The following is a 21,647-nucleotide window of genomic DNA, read 5'->3' on the forward strand; positions in this document are numbered from 1 at the left end:
AGCCCCGGGCCCCGAGTTTTCGTTGTAGACAGATTGGTTCGTCAGATGCGTTCGCTGGAAGACCTGCAGGTAGCGATGGCGGCTCGGCTCGCCGAGGAAGGTTTGGCCACCGCCGCGGCCGTGCCGGTACGCCGGAATCCGCAGCGGGCGCCGTTGTCGTTCGGTCAGCGTTACGTGTGGGCGCATCAGCAGATTTCGCCCGGCAGCTCCGCCTACAACCTGTGCCTGGCGCTGACCTTCGAGGGCGCGGTGGACGCCGAGCCGGTCGATGTGGCGGCGCTACGCACGGCCTTCGCCGCGCTCGTCGAGCGGCACGAGGTGCTGCGCACCACCTATCACACCGATGAGGACGGTGAGCCCTATCAGCGGATCCACGCCGACCTGCCGCCCCGGCTGCGGGAGGAGGATCTGTCCGGTCTCGCCGAGGAGCAGGCCCGGCGGCGGTTGCGCGAGCTGACCGAGTCCGCGGCCCGCGAAACCTTCGATCTGACAGCGGAATCCTCGCTGCGGGTGACCTTCGTCCGGATATCCGCCGCCGAACTGGTCGCGGTGGTCGTGATTCAACACATCGCATGGGACGGGATGACGCTGCCCGCGCTCTCCCGGGATGTGGAGAACTTCTACCGGCAGGCACTGACCGGCCCGGTCACGGTGGAGCCGCTGCGGTTGCAGGTCGCCGATTTCGCCGAATGGGAGGCCGACCGGTTCGCCGCCGAGGACCATGCCGAGGATATTCGCTTCTGGCAGAGCCGCTTCGACGGTGAACTCCCGGAACTGCAACTGCCCTACGATCGCCGTCCGGTGGCGGCCACCGAACGCGGTGCCCGCTGCGATCGCCCGCTGAGCGCGGCCGCCGACACCGCGCTGCGCCGCCTCACCGCCGAACTGCGCACCACCCCGTTCTCGGTATTCCTCGCCGCCTACTACCTCGCGCTGCGCGAGATGACCGGGCGCGGCGACATGGTCATCGGCACCACCGTGGCCAACCGCGAAGAGTCCGGGATGGAGCTGCTGATCGGCAATCTCAGCAATATGCTCCCGCTGCACATCGCCGGCCGTGACGACCAGCGCTTCGCCGAACTGGTCGAACAGGTGCGCGGCGTCATCACCGACGCGTTCGGGCACAAGCATTTCCCGCAGGAAGGCATCGTCCGCGCGGTGAACGCCGCGACCGGCAACGTCGGCTCGAATCTGTTCGACACGATGGTGCTGTTCCTGCACCAGAAGATCGACGGCCCCCAGTTGCCGGGGGTCACCACCAGCTGGGAGCTGATGGGCAACGGCGCCGCCCTGCTGCCGCTGGTGGTGGAGACGTTCATGCACGGTGATCGGACCGACGTCCAGATCACGTATCGCACCGACCTCTTCGACGCCGTGACGATCGATCGCCTGCACGAGTACATCGATCTGGTGCTCGCCACCGCGACCGCCGATCGGCGGGTATCGGAGCTGGCCACCCTGTCGGCGACCGATCGCGCGGCGCTGGCGCAGTGGTCGCACGGCGCCTCGGTGCCGATCGAGGCGGAGACCGCCGACGCGATGATCCGTGCCTCCGCGCGCACCCACCCGGACCGCACGGCCGTGGTGTTCGGCGATATCGAACTGACCTACCGCGAATTCGATACCCGGGTGAACCGGCTCGCGCGACTGCTGCTGGAAGACGGGGTGCGGCCCGGTGATCGCGTCGGTGTCCACGCCGAACGCAGTGAGCGGCTGCCGATCGCGTTCGCGGCGGTACTGCGCGTCGGCGCGGTGTACTTCCCGATCGACCCCAGCTACCCGATCGACCGCATCGAGTACATGCTCGGCGATGCCGAACCGGCGCTGCTGCTGACATCGGCCGACAAGGCGCTGAGCGTCGAAACCGTTGTGCCCGCAATCGATCTCACCGACACGAAGGTGATCGAACGCCTGTCCGCCCTCGACGGCTCGGAGCTGTCGCCTGCCGCGCTGCAGCGGCCTCTGCATCCGCTCGACCCCGCCTATCTGCTCTACACCTCCGGCACCACCGGCCGCCCCAAAGGCGTCGTGATCCACCACCGCGGCATCGCCAACCACGTGCAGTGGATGCGCGACTATCTCGGCTTCGGCGAGGAGCGCATCCTGCAGAAGGCGCCGATCGGCTTCGACGTCTCGGTCTTCGAACTGGTGAACGCGCTGTGCACCGGATCGGCGACGGTGCTGCCGCCGCCGCAGTGGTGGCAGGCCGACGTGGAGGCACTCGCCGAGATCATCCACCGGCATCGCATCACACAGATCTCGTTGGTACCCAGCGTGGTTCGCGCCTTCATCGACGCCGGACCGGATCCGGCGCGGCTGCAGTCCATGCGCTATGTGTACCTGGGCGGCGAGGCGGTACCGCCGGCGCTGGTCGAGGAATCGAGCCGCTTCTTCGGCGGCACGGTGCTCGGCCTCTACGGCCCGACCGAGGGCTCGATGGACCTCATGCACGAGGACTTCGCCGGCCGCACGACCACGCAAGCCACGGCCGGCGCTGCGCTCGAACCGGCGCTCATCGGCCTGCCCGAATGGAATTCGTCCGTCTACGTGCTGGACGAGCGGTTGCGGCAGGTCCCGCCCGGCGTGATCGGTGAGCTCTACCTCGGCGGCGTGCAACTCGCGCAGGGCTACCACCGCCGCCCCGATCTGACCGCCGGAGCCTTCGTGGCGTGCCCGTTCGCCGGTGAGCCCGGGGCCCGGATGTATCGCACCGGCGATATCGTGCGCTGGAATTCGCAGGGCCGCATGGAATATCTGGGCCGGGTCGACGATCAGGTGAAGGTGCGCGGGCATCGCATCGAACTCGGTGAGATCGGCACCGTGCTGCGTCGCGTACCCGGGATCGCCTCCGCCGTAGCGATCACCGTGCCGCAGAATGCGCAGAGCCATGACCTGGCGCTGGTGGCCTACTATGTGCCCGAAGCGAATTCGCAATTCGCCACCGGCGGTGACGCCGAGAACACCGAGCGCATCAAAGCCGCACTGGCACAACGCCTGCCGGAATACATGATCCCCACGGCACTGGTGAAACTGGCGGCACTGCCGCTGACCGCCAACGGCAAACTCGACCGCCGGGCACTGCCGCAGCCGGATCTCGGTGGCAGCACCGGCCACGGCCGGGAACTGCGCGCGGGCGCCGAAGCCGCGGTCGCGGAGGTGGTGCGCGCGGTGCTGCACCTCGGCGATACCACCGCGCTGGCGGCCGACGACGACTTCCTGGCGCTGGGCGGCGATTCCATCAGCGCGATCCGGATGGCGTCGGCGTTGAAGAAGTACGGATTGCTGATCACCACCAGCGCCCTGTTCGACGCGCGCACGATCGCCCGCATCGCCGCGGCGTGCGAGCCGATCGTCGAGAGCAGCGGCCCGGCACTGGTCGAGGCGGACAGCCCGGCCGGCTGGATCCCGCTCAACCCCATCGCGGCCCTGCTCACCGAACAATCCGGCGACTACCACGCCTACACCCAGGCCACCGCGGTCGTAGCCCCCGCACACAGCACACGTGAGCAGATCGCCGAGGTGGTCTCGGCGCTGGCCGCACGTCATCCGATGCTGCGTGCCCGGCTCGGCACCGATCCACAGGGCGCCACGGCCTATTACGTCCCGGAACCGGACGAGCCGGCCGCCGCGCCCACCGTCGCGGAGATCGTGATCGGCGACGAGAACTGGGATCGCACCGCGGGTGCGCGCCTGAACGAGCAGCTGGCCGAATTGAGCGCGCAGCTGGACCCCGCCGCGGGCCGCATGCTCGCCGCCGCCTGGGTGCACTCCGCCGACGGAACGCAGGGGCGGCTGCTGCTGGTCGTCCACCACCTGGTGGTCGACGGTGTGTCCTGGCGGGTTCTGCACGACGATCTGCGCGGCCTGTGGGGTGTCGCGGCCGCGACGGTCGAACCGCAGCCGGGAACCTCGGTCAAGACCTGGAACACCAGCCTGGTGCACGTGGCGAACAGCGACGCCGTACTCGCGACGCTGCCGTACTGGCGCGCGGCCGCCGAGGCGGTGGATCCGCTGCTCGGCAGCCGCGCCCTGGACCCCGCCGTCGACACCGTCGCGACCGTCCGCGAGGTCACCGCCACCCTCGACGCGGACGACACCGCGTTCCTGATGAGCACGGCCACCACGGCTTTCGGCTGCGACTTCCTCGACATCCAGGTCGCCTCGCTGGCCGTGGCGATTCATCGCTTCCGCCGCCGCCGCGACCGGGACGCGCAGGCGGTGGCGGTGACGATGGAACGGCACGGCCGGGTCGAAACCCTGTTCAGCGGAGTCGATCTGGCCAACACCGTCGGCTGGTTCACCACCACCTATCCGGTGTCGCTGTGTATCCCGGATGCGGGCGAGCAGGTGGAATCCGCGGTGAAAGCGGTCAAGGAGCAACTGCTCGCGGTGCCCGAATCGGGAATCGGCTGGGGACTGCTGAGCCGGCTCAACCCCGGCACCCGCGCCGAGCTGGCGGGTTCGCCCTCGCCGCAGGTGAGTTTCAACTACATGGGCCGCTTCGCCGCCTCCGGCGCCGCCGACCGCGAATCGGTCCGAACCTGGGATGCCGCAACGGAATTCGGCTATATGGGCGGTCACGCGGATCCGGCGATGCCGGCCCCCGCCCTGCTGGACATCAACACGGTGGCACTGGCCGACGGCGACAGCGTGCGATTGCATGCCTCCTTCCGCTTCCCGGCGGGACCGCTGTCCGACGACGACGCCGGCGAACTGGCCCAGCTGTGGACCGAGGGCCTCGGTGAACTCGTGAAGACGGTGCGCGACAACCCTGTTCGCCGCCTCACGCCCAGCGACGTGGTCGCCGACGAGGTATCCCAGCTGGACCTGGATCGCTGGCAGGCGCTGTATCGCGGCTGTGTGGACATCTATCCGCTGGCGCCGCTGCAGGCCGGCTTGTACTTCACCGCGCTCGGCTCCGCGGGCAACGACGTCTACAACGTGCAGACGCTGATCGGGGTGCGCGGCGCACTCGACCTGCCGCTGCTGGCCGCATCCTTCGACACCGTCCTGAACCGCTATCCCAACCTGCGCGTATCGATTTCGGTGTCCCATGCCGGACAGCCGTACGCGGTGGTCGCCGACCACATGCGGATCCCGGTGCGCGAGATCGACTTCGCGGACCTGCCCGACGCGCAGCAGCGGTTGCGGGAGTTCTTCCGCGCCGATCAGGCCGAGCATTTCGACCTCACGCACGGACCGCTCCTGCGGGTGACGGTGGTGCATCTTCCCGACGACCACCACATGGTCGTACTGACCTCGCACCATCTGCTCACCGACGGCTGGTCGGGTCAGCTGCTGCCGCGCGAGATCTTCGCCGAATACGCCGGTCGCGGCGGGCAGCCGCTCGGCGATCCGGAAACCTTCGCGCGCTTCCTGCGCCTCACCCGGGATCGGGAGCAGGCCACCGAGGCGGCCTGGCAGAGCTATCTCGAGGATGTGCGACCGTGCCTCGTCGCCCCGGCCCGCACGCCCGGCAGTGGCGGTGTCCCGGAGGGGCGCACATTCGTCCTCGACGACGACACGGTCGCGCGCGCCACCGAACTGGCCGCGGAGCAGGGCGCCACCTTCAGCCTGGTCTGCCAGCTCGCCTGGGCGAACGCGCTGCGGTACGTCACCGGCGAGCAGGCAACGGTGTTCGGTGAGGTGGTGTCGGGCCGGCCCGCCGATCTCGACGGCGTCGACCATGCCGTCGGCTGTTTCGCCAACACCATCCCGGTCGCGATCGACCTGGCCGGCGACCGCACCTGGCGCGACCATCTCGCCGAGATGCAACGTCATCGCGTGGAACTGATGGAGTACCACCAGTACCGGCTCACCTCGGCGATGCGGGCGGCGGGACGATCCGGCCCGGCGGCGCGCAAGCTGTTCGACAGCATGTTCGTCTTCCAGTCCTATCCGCCGGGGCGCGACGAGCTGGAAACCTCGTTGCGCGAGGGCGGTTTGGAGCTGGTGTCGTTCGAGGGCGGCGGCGCCACCGACAACGCCCTGCTGCTGATGATCTTCCCGGCGAATTCCCTGCTGCCCGGCGACGCCGTGCAGGCCGTGGTGTTCTACGCCGAGGACAGCTTCGAAGCCGACGATGCCCGCATCGTCGAGACCGCCTTCCGGAATACGTTGCGCGCCATCGCCGAACAGCCCGACCGCGCCGTCGCCGACACCACCGTGATCGACGACGAGGATCAGGGCCTGCTGGTGATGCGGCGGATGTGGCAGTGACAGACATGAGGAGTCAGACGAGCATGGCAGCAGCACCCGGTTGGATCCGGCAGTTCCACGCACCGCGCGGCGCGAGCGCACCGCTGATCATCTGCCCGCACGCGGGCGGCGGCGCATCGACCTACCGGCCCTTCTCGAAGCAGTTGCGCGAATATTTCGATGTCGGTGTGCTGCAGTATCCCGGCCGTCAGGACCGGGCTCGCGAGGCCGCGTTGCAGACGTTGCCCGAGATCGCCGAGGGCGCCTTCGACGAATTCGCGCTCTCGCCGTGGAATCGCGACGAGCCGATCACGGTGCTGGGCCACAGCATGGGGTCGATCGTGGCCTTCGAATTCGTGCGCATCGCCGAATCCGAAGGAGTTCCGGTGCGATTGCTCGCGGTTTCGGGTGCGGTTCCCCCGGGCCGGGTCGCCGAGATGCCGAACCATCCGACCGAGGACGAACAGTTGCTCGACCATATGGCCGGGCTGGAGGGCACCGGATCGGATCTGCTCGGCAATCGTGAGCTGATGCGGATGGCGCTCCCGGCGCTGAAGGCCGACTACGCCGCCTTCGACCGCTATTCCTGCCCGGCGGACGTGCGCGTGCAGGCCCCCGTCCAGGCGATGGGCGGCAGCGACGACGACTACGTCACCATGGGCGACCTCTACGGCTGGCAGCAGCACACCGAATCGGACCTGCGGGTGTCGATGTTCGACGGTGGCCACTTCTATCTGCACGACCACGTCGAGGGCATCGCGGAGCTGCTGGTCGCGGAAATGGAGACCACATCATGAGCGACGCGGATCCGATCGTCGTCAGCGGCTTCGCCGTCGAGGCGCCCGGTGGCATCGAGACGCCCGGACAGTACTGGGCGGCGCTGTCGCAGGCACGCGATCTGACCGGGCCGTTCCCGCGCGACCGCGGCTGGCCGCTGGCCGAACTGCTGAACCTGGCGCGCCACGAAGGCTGGGCGGCGGTCTGCGACGCCGGCGGATTCCTCGCTCGCGCAGCGGAGTTCGATCCGATGTTCTTCGGCATCACCCCGCGCGAGGCCGTCGCGATGGATCCGCAGCAGCGGGTGGCGCTGCGGGTGGCCTGGCGGGCGCTGGAGAACGCCGGCATCGATCCCGCGGCCGTCGACGGTGACGAGGTGGGCTGCTATATGGGCGCCTCACCGACCGAATACGGTCCGCACGGCGCCGAGGTCAACGACTACTCCGGCTATCGCGCGGCCGGTGCCGCGCTCGGGGCGGTGGCGGGGCGGATCTCCAACTGTCTCGGTCTCGGCGGCCCGTCGATCGTGGTCGACACCGCCTGTGCCTCGTCACTGTCGGCGGTGCATATGGCGGCGGCGGCGATCCGCGCCGGGGAATGTGACTGGGCGCTGGCCGGGGCCGTGTGCGTGATGGGTTCGCCCGCCGCGTTCTTCGAATTCTCCAAGAACAACGCGCTGGCCGCGGACGGGCAGTGCAAACCGTATTCCGATGCCGCCGACGGCACGCTGTGGGGCGAGGGCGCGGGCGTTCTCGTACTGGAACGCGAATCGCGGGCCCGTGCGGCCGGTCGCCGGATCTACGCCCGGGTGCTCGCCACCCGGGTCAATCACAACGGCGCGGGGGCACCGATCGCCGTGCCGAGCAGCCGCGCGCAGGAGCGGCTGATCCGCGCGACCGTGGCGGCAGCGGGTATTGCGCCCGAGGTCGTCGGCATGATCGAGGGACACGGCACCGCGACCGCGGTCGGGGACCCACTGGAACTCGAGGCGCTGGACCGCGTCTACGGTTCGGGCTCCGCGCGCCTGGGCTCGGTGAAATCGAATCTGGGCCACGCCCAGGCGGCGGCGGGCATGCTCGGCCTGATCAAGGTGCTGCTCAGCGGTCTGCACGGTCAGATCGCGCCGACCCGCTTCGCCGACAATCCGACCGGCAAGGTGGATTGGGACGCGACCGGCCTGCGGCTGGCCGCGAAGCTCGAGGACTGGCAGCCGCACGACGGTGTGCGCTACGCGGCGGTGTCGTCGTTCGGCGTCTCGGGCACGAATGCCCATGCGCTGCTGGCCGTTCCGGCCGAAGAGGAGAGTCATGTCTAGCTACCGCCTGCCCGACGGCAGCGTTCCGATCCTGCTGTCCAGCGACAACCCGGATCTGCTCGGATCGGAGGCGGCCGCGATCGCGGACTACCTCGTCGGCCATCCCGGGGTGTCGCCGGATCGCGTGGCCGACATGCTGTTTCGTACCCGATCGCCGCGCCGCCACCGCGCCCTGGTCATGGCCGATGCGCAGACCGACGTGATCGCCGCGCTGCGCGCCGTGGCCGACGGCCGCCCGCATGCGGCGGTGGTGCGATCGGAGCGCGCCGCGACCGCGCAGCGCGTGGCATACGTCTTTCCCGGTCAGGGCAGCCAGCGCCCGGGCATGGGCGCGATGCTCTACGAGCACTCATCGGCCTACCGTGACGCAGTCGACGAGTGCGACAAGGTCTTTCACGATCTCTACGGCTGGTCGCCGCGCGCCTATCTGCTCGAGGCCGACCGGCAGGCCGACGACAAGGCGCTGACCGTGCAACCGGCACTGTTCATGCAGATGATCGGTGTGGCCGCGATGTGGCAGGCCGCCGGGGTCGCCCCGGGAGTGACGGTGGGGCATTCGCAGGGGGAGATCGCCGCAGCCTGTGTGAGCGGGGCCCAGACCCTGCGGGACGCGGTGCGGATCGTCACCACCCGGGCGCAGATCGTCGACGATCGCGAGCTCAGCGGCTATTCCATGGCGGTGCTCGGCATCGATCGCGACGAGTGCGAGGACCTGATCGCGCGGCAGGCCGGCTTCGTGGAGCTGTCGGTGATCAACTCCCGCCACATCATCGCGATCTCCGGCGAACGCGACGCGGTCGTGGGCATCGTCGAAACACTGAACGCCGCAGGGAAATTCGCGAAGGAAATTCGCGTCCAATATCCGGCGCACACCTCCTACGTGAGTACGGCGCGCGAATTGCTGTCTGCCACGGTCGGTCCGGAGATGGACAACCATGCCTTCGCCGACACCGAAATCGACTGTATCGGCGCCACCATGGGCGACCGCATCCATTCGGGTCTGTCGATCGTCGACTACTGGTACCTGAATCTGCGCAACCGGGTGCGCTTCGACCTGGCGATCCGGAAAGCCGCGGACGCCGGGGCGACCACCTTCCTCGAGATCTCCGAACATCCGACGCTGATGTTGGCGATGCAAGAGAATCTGGGAGAGATTTCGGGGCAGCGGGAATTCCAGGCGCTGGGCACCTCGCGCCGCACCGCCGAGGATCTGCGGGAATTCACCCGCAATCTGGCGACCGTCGCGGTGCACGACGCGAATTATCGATGGGAGGCGCTGCGCGAACCAGGCGAGCGTGGTGTGCCCGCACTGCCGCTGCTCGACTTCCCCAATACGCAGATGAGCGCCAAATCGCTGTGGGCGCCGTTCGATTACGCACGCGCCGCGCACAAGCCGCTCGCCGACAGCGATTCCGGCGGCTCGACGGTCGCCCCGCAACGGGTGGTGGAGACCTGGACCCGGTTGCAGCGGCGAACGATGGTGCCGCCGCGGACCTTCGTGGTGATCGACCCGGCCGGCGCGAACGAAGATCTCGCGGCGGCCGTCCGCGCGGCCGCGCCGCGCCAGGGCGCCACGGTCGTCGAGCCGGGTTCCGGCACCAGGCCGGACACCGTGGTGGTGCTGGTCCCGCCGTCGTCGGCGAACGGACCCGTGCACGACGTCGCCGAATTCCTCGGCGTCCGAACCTGGTTGGACGAGCTGGACGGTATCGGCGATATCTGGCTGGTGACCAGCGGCGGCGAACAGGTCGTCGAATCCGATCTGCCGGATCCGTTCCATGCCGCCGTGCAAGCCGGATTTCGTTGTCTGGCAGCCGAACACGTGGGCGTCGCCTTCCGGCATGCCGATCTGGGCGCCGGGGTCGACGCCACCGTGGCGGCCAAAGCGCTGCTCGGGGCGATCCACATCGCCGCGGAACCCGAACTGGCCGTGCGCGACGGCGGCTTCTACGCCAAACGGCTGATTCTCGACGACACCGCGGGCGACGCCCCGTTGCGTGCGGAAGAGTTGCGCGAGGTCGTGATCGTGGGCGGCACCGGCAAACTGGGCCTGGATTTCTGTGCGCAGTTCGCCGCCGCGGGCGCGGGCCGGATCACGCTGATCAGCAGATCCGGCGGTACGGCGGCCGCCGGGGCGCGCATCGCCGAGATCGGAGCCCGGTACGACACCGAGGTCGTCTTGCGGCGCTGCGACGCCGGCGATGGGGAGGCGCTCGGCGCCCTGGCGGCGGAATACGCCGCGAGTCCGGCGACCCTGATCGTGCACGCCGCCGTGGACTACGAGGCGGCGGCCGCCGATCCGGACCCGGCCGCCATCCGCGCGGCGGCGACCGCCAAATTCGTTGTGCTGCACAATCTCACGCGCATCTTCCCGCGCGCCGACGACGCCCGCATCGTGGTGTGCTCCTCGCTGTCGGCCACGCTGGGCGGGCGCGGGCACATGGTCTATTCGGCGGTCAACCGCATGCTGGACGCGCAGGCCGCGCACTACCGGGCCGAGGGCATCCGATGCTCGTCGGTGCAGTGGGGTCTGTGGCGGGCGGTCGGCGCCGACCACGCCGAAGCGCTGGCCCGCATCAGCGGCACCGGACTGCTGCCGATGGACCCGGCGGTGGCGGTCGCCGCCGGTTTCGCGCCGCGCGCGGCCAACGTTCTGGTCGCCGCCGCGCAGTGGGGACGGATCCGAGACCTGTTCTCGGTCTTCGGTTTCGCGCCGCTGTTCGCCGAACTACCCGACGACGAGCCGGAACCTGCGCCGTCGGCCGCCGAACCCGCCGCCGAACCCGAGCCGGCCGCCGAAGATCCGGCCGTGCCACCCGACGTCGCCGACTCCGTGCGCGATGCGCTGCGCGTGGTGATGGGGCTGGAGCCGGACGAAGCCGTCGACGGCTCGGTTCCGCTGGTGGCGCTGGGCCTGGATTCGCTGCAGGCGCTCGATCTGCGCAAGCGGGTCGAGGCCGAGTTGCGGCGGGACCTCCCCGTCACCGCCATCCTCGGCGGCGCCTCCCTGGACGAGGTGGTGGCGCTGCTCGGCTGATGTCGAAGCGGTGGAGTTCGTCGAAAAATCAAGTTAGCCTTACCAAAGTAAACGGGTGGGCGCTCGGACGGAGAGCATGGTGTCGAATTCAATGGGTGGTCCGGCGGATACGGACGACGCGATCGTCGTCGACGGCGTGGAGAAGACCTTCGGCGCGGTGCGCGCGCTGAGAGGTATCAGCTTCAGCGCCCCCGCGGGCAGTGTGCTGGGCGTGCTCGGGCCCAACGGCGCGGGGAAGACCACCACGGTGTCGGTGTTGTCGACGCTGATCCGGCCCGATGCCGGCAGTGCGCTGGTGGCCGGCTTCGACGTGGTGACCCAGGCCGCGCAGGTGCGGTCGTCGATCATGCTGACCGGGCAGTACGCGGCGCTCGACGAAATGCTCACCGGCCGGGAGAATCTGGTGCTCTTCGCCCGGCTGATGGGATTGCGGCGCAAGGCCGCCGCGCGGCGCGCCGAGGAACTGCTGGAACAGTTCGCGCTCACCGAGGCCGCGGAACGACGGGTCGGCCAGTACTCCGGCGGTATGCGCCGGCGCATCGACATCGCCTGCGGACTGGTCCGCCCGCCACGCGTCGTATTCCTCGACGAACCGACCACTGGCCTGGACCCCGTCAGCCGCCAGAGCCTGTGGGCGCTGGTGCGCTCGCTCAAGGCACAGGGCGTGACGATCCTGCTCACCACCCAGTACCTCGAGGAGGCGGATGCGTTGAGCGACAACATCATCGTCGTCGACAAGGGCACCGTGATCGCCGAGGGAACCGCCGATCAGCTCAAGGCCCGCTCCGGCGACAGCTACTGCGAGGTCGTTCCGGTCGACGCAGCGGATGTGCCTGCCGTGGCCGCCGCGCTGGCGAACCTGGGCGAGGTCACGATCGCCGAATCGCAGGACCGGGTGTCGGTGCCGGCGCCCGGCGGCGCGGTGACGCTGTCGGAGGCGCTCGACCGGATCAACACCGCGGGAATCGAATTGATCGACATCGCGCTGCGCCGCCCCTCCCTCGACGAGGTCTTCATCCAGCTGACCAAACCGGCCGAAGAGGTATCGGCATGACCGCGGCGACCACCGAAACGGCGGAACTGTTCCGGGTTCCGGCCGGTCTGCAGTGGTCCGCCCTGAGCGGGCGCATGATTCGCAGCGCCCTGCGCGAAGGCGATCTCGTGCTGGCCTTCGCGGCGCCCGTGGTGTTCTTCGTCTGCTTCTATGTGCCGCTGCGGCATTCGATGGAAGCCGGCGGTATCGACTACGCCCAGTATCTGCTTCCGCTGATCGCGGTCTTCGCCATGTTCTTCACCTCCATGTTCGCCGGTGACCGGGCGGCGCGGGAGGTCCTCGGCGGCATGGCCACGCGGCTGCGGGCGATGCCGGTGCCGCCGTGGATTCCGGTGACCGCGCGGATGTCGGCGAATCTGGCGCGTGCCGTCGCCGCCTTCGCCGGGGCGCTGGTCATCGGCACGAGTTTCGGATTCCGATTCCACAGCGCGGATTCCGCGCTGGTCTTCGTGCTGGTGGTCCTGGCCTTCGGCGCCACCCTGGTGATCGCCACCGATGCGCTCGGCACCATCACCCGCAACAGCGAACTCAGCGGCACCGTCTTGTTCGGCCCCCAGCTGCTGCTGGTGATGACCTCCACCGGATTCGTTCCGGTCCAGGGCTTTCCGGGCTGGATCCAGCCGTACGTGCGCAATCAGCCGGTCTCCCGGATCACCGACGCGCTGCGCGGACTGGCCGCGGGGGAGTACACCTCCGAACTCGGCGTGGCGGCGATCTGGATCGCGGGGCTGTTCGTGGTGGCCGCGGTTCTCGCGGTGCGAGCGGAAGGGCGCCGGGGATGAGCGAGGTGGTGATGGGCGATTCTCCCGTGCTGGGCAACCGGATCGGCGATCTGGGATCGCAGACCCTGGTCGAGACCGGTCGCCTGCTGCGGCGCTGGTCGCGGCAGCCGGAGGTGATCACCAGCACCCTGGTGCTGCCGATTCTGCTGCTGCTCATGTACGACCTGGTGCTCGACAAATCCCTCGGCGCCACCGGCGGGGCCGACCCGATCTACGGTTTCGTGCCGATGATCGCCGTCGCCGGAGCCATGTACGGCGCGATGGGGACCGGCATGTCGTTGTACGCCGAGCGGGAAAGCGGTCTGCTGCGCCGGTTCTGGGTGCTCCCGACGCATCGCTGGGCCGGACTGTCCGGCCGGCTCGCCGCCGAATGCGCCCGCGCGCTCGCGGCGACCATCGTGGTCGTCGCCGTCGGTATGGCGTTGGGCCTGCGTTTCCAGCAGGGCTGGGCCGGTGCGATCGGCGTCCTGCTGGTGCCGGTGATCGTGATCGCCGGATTCACGCCACTGGTCGTCGCGGTCGGGGTGAGCAGCGCCGGCGACAAAGTCGTGCAGTTGTTCGCGATCGTCGTGCTGGTCGGCATGTTCTTCAATTCCGGATTCGTGCCGGTGCAGAACTATCCGGGCTGGTTGCAGCCGGTCGTGCGGGCCCAGCCGATGAGCTGCGCCATCGAGGCGATGCGCAACTTCACCCTCGGTGGTCCGCTCCTGGTGCCGGTGTTGCAGACCGTCGCATGGTCGGCAGGGCTGATCGTGGTTTTCGGCGCCATGGCCATTCGCGGTTATCGGCGGGCCGTTCAGAGTTGACCGGTCCGCGCCTCCGGACAACTCGTTAGCCAGTCGTTAGCGAGACACGCCGACCGTCATTCTGATTCCCCGAAGATCGATACGTCTTTTTCGGTACTGTCGAGATCCGTTTGTTCGTTCCGATAGGCATCCCGAAGCTCAGGAAAGGACGAATCGTGCGGAGCCGGATTCGCAGTTGTACCGCTGTCTTGTTCGGAGCTCTCATCGCAGTCGCAGGCGGAATGGTTTCGGCGCCGCATGCCTGGACGCAGCCGCCGGCGCAGGCCGCCGCCGATGATTTCTACGTTCCCCCGGCGCCGTTGCCCCCGGGGCCTCCGGGTGCCATCGTGCGGGCTCAGCCTGCGTCGTTGCTGTTCTCGGCGCCGGGGCAACCCGGCGTCGTCCCGGCGATCTCGACACGCATGATGTATCTCAGCAGCGACACGCACGACGCGCCGACCGCGGTGACGGGCACCTATCTGCAGCCGATGCTGCCGTGGACCGGACCCGGTGAACGCCCACTGGTCGCGTACGCGGTCGGCACGCAGGGGCAGGGCGATCAATGCGCGCCCTCGAAATTGCTCCCGCAGCTCGCCCAATACCTGCCGCCGTTCGACGTCATCGCCGAATACGATGTGTTGGCGCTGTATTCGCTGCTGTCGCGTGGGATGGCCGTCGTGGTCACCGATTACCACGGGCTGGGCACACCGGAAATGCACGACTTCCTGAACCGGAAAGCGCAATCCTATGCGGTACTCGATTCGGCGCGGGCCGCAGAGCAGTTGCCGAACAACGGCCTGGGGCCGCGGCCGCCGATCATCGTGTACGGCTACTCCCAGGGTGGTATGGCGTCGGCCGGTGCGGCCGAACTGCAACCGAGCTATGCGCCCGAGCTGAATATGCGTGGCGCGTACATCGGCGGGCCGGTGGTGGATCCCGAATACTTCATCGGCTTCAACGAGGGGCAGCCGAGTCTTTCCGGTGCGGTCGGCTTCACGCTCAACGGCATCGCCGCCGACTATCCCGACACTCGCCCGGAAATCGACGCCGAACTCAACGACGCGGGTAAGGCGCTGCTGCGCGATGCCGAGAGCAAATGCGCCATCGCGGTATCGATCGACAATCCGCAGCGGCAGACGGCCCAGTTCACCTCCAGCGGACAGCCACTCACCGCGGTGATCGACCGGTCCCCGGCGTTGAGCCAGGCCTTCGCCGATCAGCGCGTCGGTGGCGGCACGCCGTCGGCGCCGGTGCTCATCGCCTCGGCGAGGAACGACGAGGGTGCGCCGTACGCGCCCATCCGAGATGTGGCCGCCGCGTGGTGCAGTCGTGGCGTGCCGGTGCAGATGGACACGAACTCCCAGCTGCCACCGATTTCCGGTGTCATCGGCACCCACGATCTCGCGTTCTTCCCGTCGCTGGCGGCGTCGCAGATGTGGCTGACCGATCGGCTCGCGGGCGCGCCCGCGGCCGGCAATTGCGCCGCGCTGCCGTAGCGGCCCGACGCTCGACAACTATCCGCTGATAACGCAGGGAAGGATCGATCGTGAGGGGCTTGATCCGCAGATGGAACGCAGTTCTGTTCGGCTCGCTCGTCGTCATCGCGGGCGCGGCGATCTCCGCGCCACCCGCGTCGCCGCAACCGGCCGCGGAGGTCGCCGCCGATGATTTCTACATGCCGCCGCCGGTACCGCCGATGCCCCCGGGCGCGATCCTTCGCGCCCAACCGGCAGCGCTGGTGATGTCGGCGCCCGGTCAGCCGGGTGTCGTGCCGGCGGCGTCGACGCGAATGATGTACATCAGCAGCGACACTCACGACGCTCCGACCGCGGTGGTGGCGACCTATCTGCAGCCGACGCTGCCGTGGACCGGCCCGGGTGAACGTCCGCTGGTCGCCTACGGAGTCGGCTCGCAGGGGCAAGGCGATCAGTGCGCGCCGTCGAAGGTGCTGCCGCAGCTGGCTCAGTTCCAGCCGCCGTACGACCTCATCGCCGAATACGACGTCATCGCGCTGACGTCGCTGCTCGCGCGCGGTATGGCCGTGGTGCTGACCGATTATCACGGGCTGGGCACACCCGATGTGCACGACTTCCTGAACCGGAAAGCGCAGGCGTATGCCGTACTCGACTCCGCGCGTGCCGCATTGCAGCTTCCGGGCACCGGGCTGAATCCGAACTCGCCGGTCATTCTGTTCGGCTATTCCCAGGGCGGCATGGCCTCGGCCGGCGCCGCCGAACTGCAATCGAAGTACGCGCCCGAACTGAACGTGCGCGGCGCCTACATCGGCGGGCCCATCGTCGACCCGGAGAGTTTCATCGGCTACAACTACGGCCAGCACGGTGTCGGATCCTCCGCGCCGTTCACCCTCAACGGTATCGCCGCCGACTATCCCGAAACGCGTCCGATTCTCGATGCCGAAATCAACGATGCCGGTAAAGGACTGATGAACGACGCTCTGGGCAAGTGCGCCATTGCGGCGTCATTGGACATTCAAATACGGCGAATCACCCAAATCACCAATAGCGGAGAACCTCTCACCGCGGTCATCGACCGGTCGCCGGCGCTGAAAGCGGCATTCGACGAGCAGCGCATCGGAACCATCGCGCCCTCGATGCCGGTGCTCATCGCCTCGGCCGCGAACGACGAGGGCACGCCGTATCCGCCGGTTCGCGCAGTGGCCGCCGGCTGGTGCGCCGGTGGCACTGCGGTTCAGCTGGACGCGAATCCGCAGCTGCCCGCTGTCACCGGCGTCGTGGGCACCCACGACCTGGCCTATTTCCCGTCACTGATGACCGCGAATTCATGGATGACCGATCGGCTGGCGGGTCTGCCCGCGCCGAGTAATTGCGCCGCCCTGCCGTAGCGAGCCCGACAGACGCCGCCCGCCGACCGGGGTGGGCGGCGTCGTGTCGTCTCGGATCGGAAAACGCCTCGAAAAATGCTGTCATACCCTGGCGATTTCGGGGTATCTGCACGTCGATAGGTCTTTTTCGGTGATCTCTGGACAGCCTGGCACGAACGGCTACTCTGAATGTTTCAGGCCTACGCCGCTTCATGTTTCAGGCCGGCGCCGCTTCGCGCGGCCGCATTCTCGATCTGGTGTCACTCCTGGACAGCGAGAAGTACATGGCGATCTTCGAACAATCCCGAGCCCGCGACCCCAAGCGCTACCTATGGATGCTGGGGTTGATAGCGCCGGCCTGTGCCCTGCTCCCCGGCCCGCTGGTGGTCCTCACCGGATCGCCGGTGTTCTGGTGGATCGGGCCGATCATCGTATTCGTGGTCATTCCGTTGCTGGACTGGACGATCGGGAACGACGGCAGTAACCCGCACGACGAGGACTACGAAGCGCTCTCCAACGACCGCTACTACCGTTGGTGCACTTACCTGTTCCTGCCGATGCAATTCTTCGGCCTGCTCGTCGCGGGTTTTCTGTGGGCGGACACCGCGCTCTCGTTCGTCGACAAACTCGGTCTCACCGTCACCCTCGGGGTGGTGTCCGGCATCGGGATCAACGCCGCCCACGAACTCGGCCACCGGTCCGAGCATCTGGAACGATGGCTGTCGAAGATCGCGCTCGCGCAATCCGCGTACGGGCACTTCTTCGTCGAGCACAACCGCGGCCACCACGCCCGCGTCGCGACCCCGGATGACCCGGCCAGCGCCCGTTTCGGCGAGTCCCTGTGGGTGTTTCTGCCGCGCAGCATGTTCGGCGGGCTCCGCTCGGCGTTCCGGCTCGAACGGGACCGGCTGGCACGCAGGAACAAGCGGTGGTTCAGCTACGAGAATCATCTGCTGCAGGCCTGGTCGATGAGCGTCGTGCTGTTCGGCGCCATGATCCTGTGCTTCGGCCCGCGGGTGATCCCGTGGCTGGCCCTGCAGGCGTTGATCGGCGCCCTTCTGCTCGAGACGGTGAACTATGTCGAGCACTACGGCCTGCTGCGCGTGCGGCGCGCCGACGGCACATTCGGGCGCTGCTCGCCGCGCGACAGCTGGAACAGCGACAGCCTGGTCACCAACATCTTCCTGTTCCATCTGCAGCGCCACAGCGACCACCACGCGAATCCGGGCCGCCGCTACCAGACCCTGCGCAGCGTCGAGCAGGCGCCACAGCTTCCGATGGGTTATGCCGGGATGGTCCTGCTGGCCGCGGTGCCGCCGCTGTGGCGCGCGGTGATCGATCCCCGGGTGCTGGACCACTACGGAGGTGACCGCAGCCTGGTCAACGTCAAACCGCCGCGCAAACGGCCCGTCGAGGGAGCCGGCGATCGCGCGCGCTGAGTCCCGTCCGCGATCCACCCTGCTGGGCCGCAGCACGGATTTGTGACGTGGTCGAGGGATCGGCCGTGCCGAACACGGTCCAGCGGTTACTCTCGATGATCGAGACGTTCTCGCACGAACGTTGTCGGATAGGCCCACGCACACCTCGAGCCGGATCGGTTGTCGCCGGTGATCAGGGAGGAGCCGTTCGCGATGGTGATGTTCGAGTCGACGAAACGATCTACCGCGCCCGCCGCGGCGCCGCGACACCCCCGAGGGGGTGATGCGCGATGACCGGGCCCTCACCTCTCAACGGCGGCGAACCCGCCCTGCTCAACGGTTCGGTGACGCTGGTCGAGGGCAGCACCTTCTGCCTGTCCGACCGGGTCGGCGATGTGGAATCGGGAACGTCGCAGGGCCTGTTCTATCGCGATGCTCGCGTGGTGTCGCGGTGGGAGTTGCGGGTGGACGGACAGCGGCTCGAACCGCTGTCGGTGCTCAGTCCGGAGGCCTTCACCGCGCGGTTCATCCTGCGGCGGCCGCCGCGGTCGGGCGCCGCCGATTCCAGTCTGCTGGTGGTGCGCGAACGCCTCGTCGCCGACGGTATGCGGGAGACGGTCATCCTGGAGAATCTCGGCCGCGAACCCACCGCCGTGGTGCTGGAACTGCGCGCCGACGCCGACTTCGTGGATCTGTTCGCCGTCAAGGAGGGCCGCGCCGGGCACGGCCGGGCCGAGATACTGGTCACCGACAACGAACTGCTGCTCAACGACCGCTCCGATCGCGCACGCGGCCTGGCGGTCTCGTCCTCGGAACTGCCGATTGTGCTGCCCGGCTCGCTGACCTGGCGCATCGTCGTGCCCGCCACCGGGCGCTGGCAGACCGAGATCCTGGCCCAGCCGACGGTGGCCAATCAGCGGGTGCATGTCGCGTTACGCCCCGGCGAGCACTACCGCAGCAGCGAACCGGGCCGCAAGATGGCCGCGTGGCGTGACACCGCCACCAAACTCACCACCGGAGATCCGCAGCTCACCGCCATTCTGCAGCGCACCGAAAGCGACCTGGGGGCGTTGCAGATTCGCGAGGAACGCCGCCATCGCACCTTCGTCGCCGCCGGCGCCCCGTGGTTCATGACGCTGTTCGGCCGCGACTCGCTGCTCACCGCGTGGATGGCGCTGCCGCTGGACTCCTCGCTAGCCCTGGGCACCATGCAGCAATTGGCCGAAATGCAGGGTCAGCAGGTCGACGCCCTCACCGAGGAGGAACCGGGCCGGATCATGCACGAGATCCGGCGCGGTCCGGCGGGTGGACTGGCCCTGGGCGGTGAGGTGTACTACGGAACCGTCGACGCCACACCGCTTTTCGTGATGCTGCTGGCCGAGACCCGGCGGTGGGGTGCCTCGCCGGAGGCGGTGCAGACGCTGCTGCCGGCGGCCGACGCGGCCCTCGACTGGATGTCGCATTTCGGCGACCGCGACGGCGACGGCTTCGTCGAATATCAGCGCGCGACCGACCGTGGCCTGATCAATCAGGGCTGGAAGGACAGCTTCGACGGCATCAACGACGCGGCCGGACATCTCGCCCAGGCGCCGATCGCGCTGTGCGAGGTGCAGAGCTACGTCTACGCGGCGATCCTGGCCCGCGCCGAACTGGCCGAGGAATTCGGGCAGTCGGACAAGGCCGAGAAGCTGCGCGAACACGCCGCCGAACTGCGGACGAAATTCTCCGAAGCGTTCTGGATTCCCGAAAAGGGCTGGTACGCCGTCGCTTTGGACGGCAACAAACGCCGCGTCGACGCGCTCACCAGCAATGTCGGGCATTGCCTGTGGTCGGGCATCGTGACCGACGAACATGCCGAACAGCTGGTGCATCATCTGGCGACCGCCGAGATGGACTCCGGATTCGGTTTGCGCACACTGTCTTCCGGGATGGGCGCGTTCAACCCGATGAGCTATCACAACGGTTCGGTCTGGCCGCACGACACCGCCATCGCCGTCGCCGGTCTGCTGCGTTACCGTCACATCCCGGGTGCGGTCGGACTGGCCACCCGGCTGTCCAACGGATTGCTCGACGCCGCAACCGCTTTCGGTGGCCGCCTGCCCGAGCTGTTCTGCGGCTTCCAGCGTTCTCGGTTCTCGGCGCCGGTGCCGTACCCGACCTCGTGTTCCCCGCAGGCCTGGGCCAGTGCCGCGCCGTTGCTGCTGGTCCGTTCGTTCCTCGGACTCGAACCCGATGTGCCGCACCGCACGGTGACCGTCCTGCCGCACGTCCCCGCGCGCTGGGGCAGGGTAGAGCTCACCGATCTGCGCCTCGGCGGTACAGCGGTGGATCTGGCGGTGGACGGCGAGCAGGTGACGGCCGCCAACCTTCCCGAGGATTGGCGACTGATCACCCACTGACCGGTCGCGCGAAGCTCACAGAGCGACGCGCTGATCCTCGGGAAGGAAGAGTTTGTCCGACGGCTGGACGCCGAAGCTCGCGTAGAACTCCGGCAGGTTGCGCACCACCTGGTTGCAGCGGAATTCGCCGGGGGAGTGCGGATCCGTCGCGACCTGCTGTTCCAGCGACTGCTGGGTCTGCTTCTCGCGCCAATTGCGGCCCCAGGACTGGAACATCGGGGTGTAGTCCGGGGCGTTGCGGCCGCTCTTGGCTTCCTCGATGCGGAAGGCGGCCAGCGCGATCATCAGTCCGCGCAGGTCGGCGAGGTTCTCGCCGACGGTCAGCTGACCGTTGACGTGATCGCTGGGCGGCAGTCCCTCGGGCACCAGCGCGTTGTACTGATCGATCAACTGTTTGGTCTTGGCCTCGAACGCGGCCCGGTCCTCCGGGGTCCACCAGTCCTCGCGATTGCCGTCGCCGTTGTACTTCGAACCCTGGTCGTCGAAGCCGTGGCCGATCTCGTGGCCGATGGTCGCGCCGATCGCGCCGTAGTTCACCGCCGGTTCGGCGCCGGTGTCGAAGAACGGGGCCTGCAGGATCGCGGCCGGGAAGTTGATGGAATTGGAGGTCGCCTCGTAGTAGGCGTTGACGGTCTGCGGCGACATGCCCCATTCGGCCTTGTCCACCGGCGTCCCCAGCTTGTCCATCGACCGCTTCGCCTCGAAAGCCTCGATGGCGAGCAGGGATTCGACCAGTTGGCCGCGGGTGACCTTCAGCTTCGAATAGTCCACCCACTTGTCCGGATAGCCGATCTTGACCGTGATCTTGTCCAGTTTCGCGATCGCGGCCTCGCGGGTTCGCGGCGACATCCACGAGGAGTTGCGGAAGTTCTCGCGGTAGGCGGCGAGCAGATTGTCGACCAGTTCCTTGGCCCGCGTCTTGGCCTGCGGCGGAAAGTATTTCGCCGCATACAGCTTGCCCAGCTGCTCACCGAGATTCGCGTCGACCACCGCGACCGCCGATTTCCACAGCTCCGGGCGCTGCTCGATTCCGCTGGTGG

At 68.3% G+C, this 21,647-nt stretch carries 12 protein-coding genes; 11 read left to right on the forward strand and 1 reads right to left on the reverse strand.

Annotated elements, in window-relative coordinates:
* Positions 1–45: 45 nt before the first annotated feature.
* The 11 genes from RJ03_RS04060 (at position 46) to RJ03_RS04110 (ending at position 20,607) form a co-directional block, all read left to right on the forward strand.
* Positions 46–6,219: a non-ribosomal peptide synthetase gene (locus RJ03_RS04060; protein ID WP_036498191.1), complete on the forward strand. Its 6,174-nt coding sequence runs from the start codon at positions 46–48 to the stop codon at positions 6,217–6,219.
* A gap of 23 nt (positions 6,220–6,242) precedes the next feature.
* The gene (locus RJ03_RS04065; protein WP_036498193.1) at positions 6,243–6,995 is read left to right on the forward strand and encodes a thioesterase II family protein; all 753 of its coding nucleotides are present in this window, start codon (positions 6,243–6,245) and stop codon (positions 6,993–6,995) included.
* Positions 6,992–8,290 carry a beta-ketoacyl [acyl carrier protein] synthase domain-containing protein gene (locus RJ03_RS04070; RefSeq protein WP_036498195.1) on the forward strand — a complete coding sequence of 433 codons (1,299 nt, stop codon included), beginning with the start codon at positions 6,992–6,994 and terminating at the stop codon, positions 8,288–8,290. Before RJ03_RS04065 ends, RJ03_RS04070 begins: the two co-directional genes overlap by 4 nt.
* Positions 8,283–11,327 carry a nocobactin polyketide synthase NbtC gene (gene nbtC, locus RJ03_RS04075; protein WP_036498196.1) on the forward strand — a complete coding sequence of 1,015 codons (3,045 nt, stop codon included), beginning with the start codon at positions 8,283–8,285 and terminating at the stop codon, positions 11,325–11,327. The genes RJ03_RS04070 and nbtC overlap by 8 nt, the downstream gene beginning before the upstream one ends.
* A 76-nt stretch (positions 11,328–11,403) precedes the next feature.
* On the forward strand, positions 11,404–12,381 hold the full coding sequence (locus RJ03_RS04080) for an ATP-binding cassette domain-containing protein (RefSeq protein ID WP_245552177.1): 978 nt from the start codon (positions 11,404–11,406) through the stop codon (positions 12,379–12,381).
* On the forward strand, positions 12,378–13,163 hold the full coding sequence (locus RJ03_RS04085; RefSeq protein WP_036498198.1) for an ABC transporter permease: 786 nt from the start codon (positions 12,378–12,380) through the stop codon (positions 13,161–13,163). The genes RJ03_RS04080 and RJ03_RS04085 overlap by 4 nt, the downstream gene beginning before the upstream one ends.
* A complete protein-coding gene (locus RJ03_RS04090; RefSeq protein ID WP_245552178.1) occupies positions 13,160–13,969 on the forward strand; it encodes an ABC transporter permease in 810 nt (269 codons plus the stop codon). The genes RJ03_RS04085 and RJ03_RS04090 overlap by 4 nt, the downstream gene beginning before the upstream one ends.
* Before the next feature lie 326 nt (positions 13,970–14,295).
* A complete protein-coding gene (locus RJ03_RS04095) occupies positions 14,296–15,444 on the forward strand; it encodes a lipase family protein (RefSeq protein WP_157163327.1) in 1,149 nt (382 codons plus the stop codon).
* A gap of 50 nt (positions 15,445–15,494) precedes the next feature.
* Entirely contained in the window at positions 15,495–16,811 is a 1,317-nt protein-coding gene (locus RJ03_RS04100; protein WP_157121661.1) for a lipase family protein, read from the forward strand.
* A 263-nt stretch (positions 16,812–17,074) separates the two neighbouring features.
* A complete protein-coding gene (locus RJ03_RS04105; RefSeq protein ID WP_442789559.1) occupies positions 17,075–18,229 on the forward strand; it encodes an alkane 1-monooxygenase in 1,155 nt (384 codons plus the stop codon).
* Positions 18,230–18,498: 269 nt separating this feature from the next.
* Positions 18,499–20,607 carry an amylo-alpha-1,6-glucosidase gene (locus RJ03_RS04110; protein ID WP_036498201.1) on the forward strand — a complete coding sequence of 703 codons (2,109 nt, stop codon included), beginning with the start codon at positions 18,499–18,501 and terminating at the stop codon, positions 20,605–20,607.
* Positions 20,608–20,622: 15 nt separating this feature from the next.
* Here RJ03_RS04110 and RJ03_RS04115 read toward each other — a convergent pair.
* Positions 20,623–21,647: M13-type metalloendopeptidase (locus tag RJ03_RS04115; protein WP_036498202.1), on the reverse strand; the 1,025-nt coding region annotated here is incomplete at its 5' end.

Source organism: Nocardia aobensis NBRC 100429 (assembly GCF_000308375.1).
Taxonomy (GTDB): Bacteria; Actinomycetota; Actinomycetes; order Mycobacteriales; family Mycobacteriaceae; genus Nocardia; species Nocardia aobensis.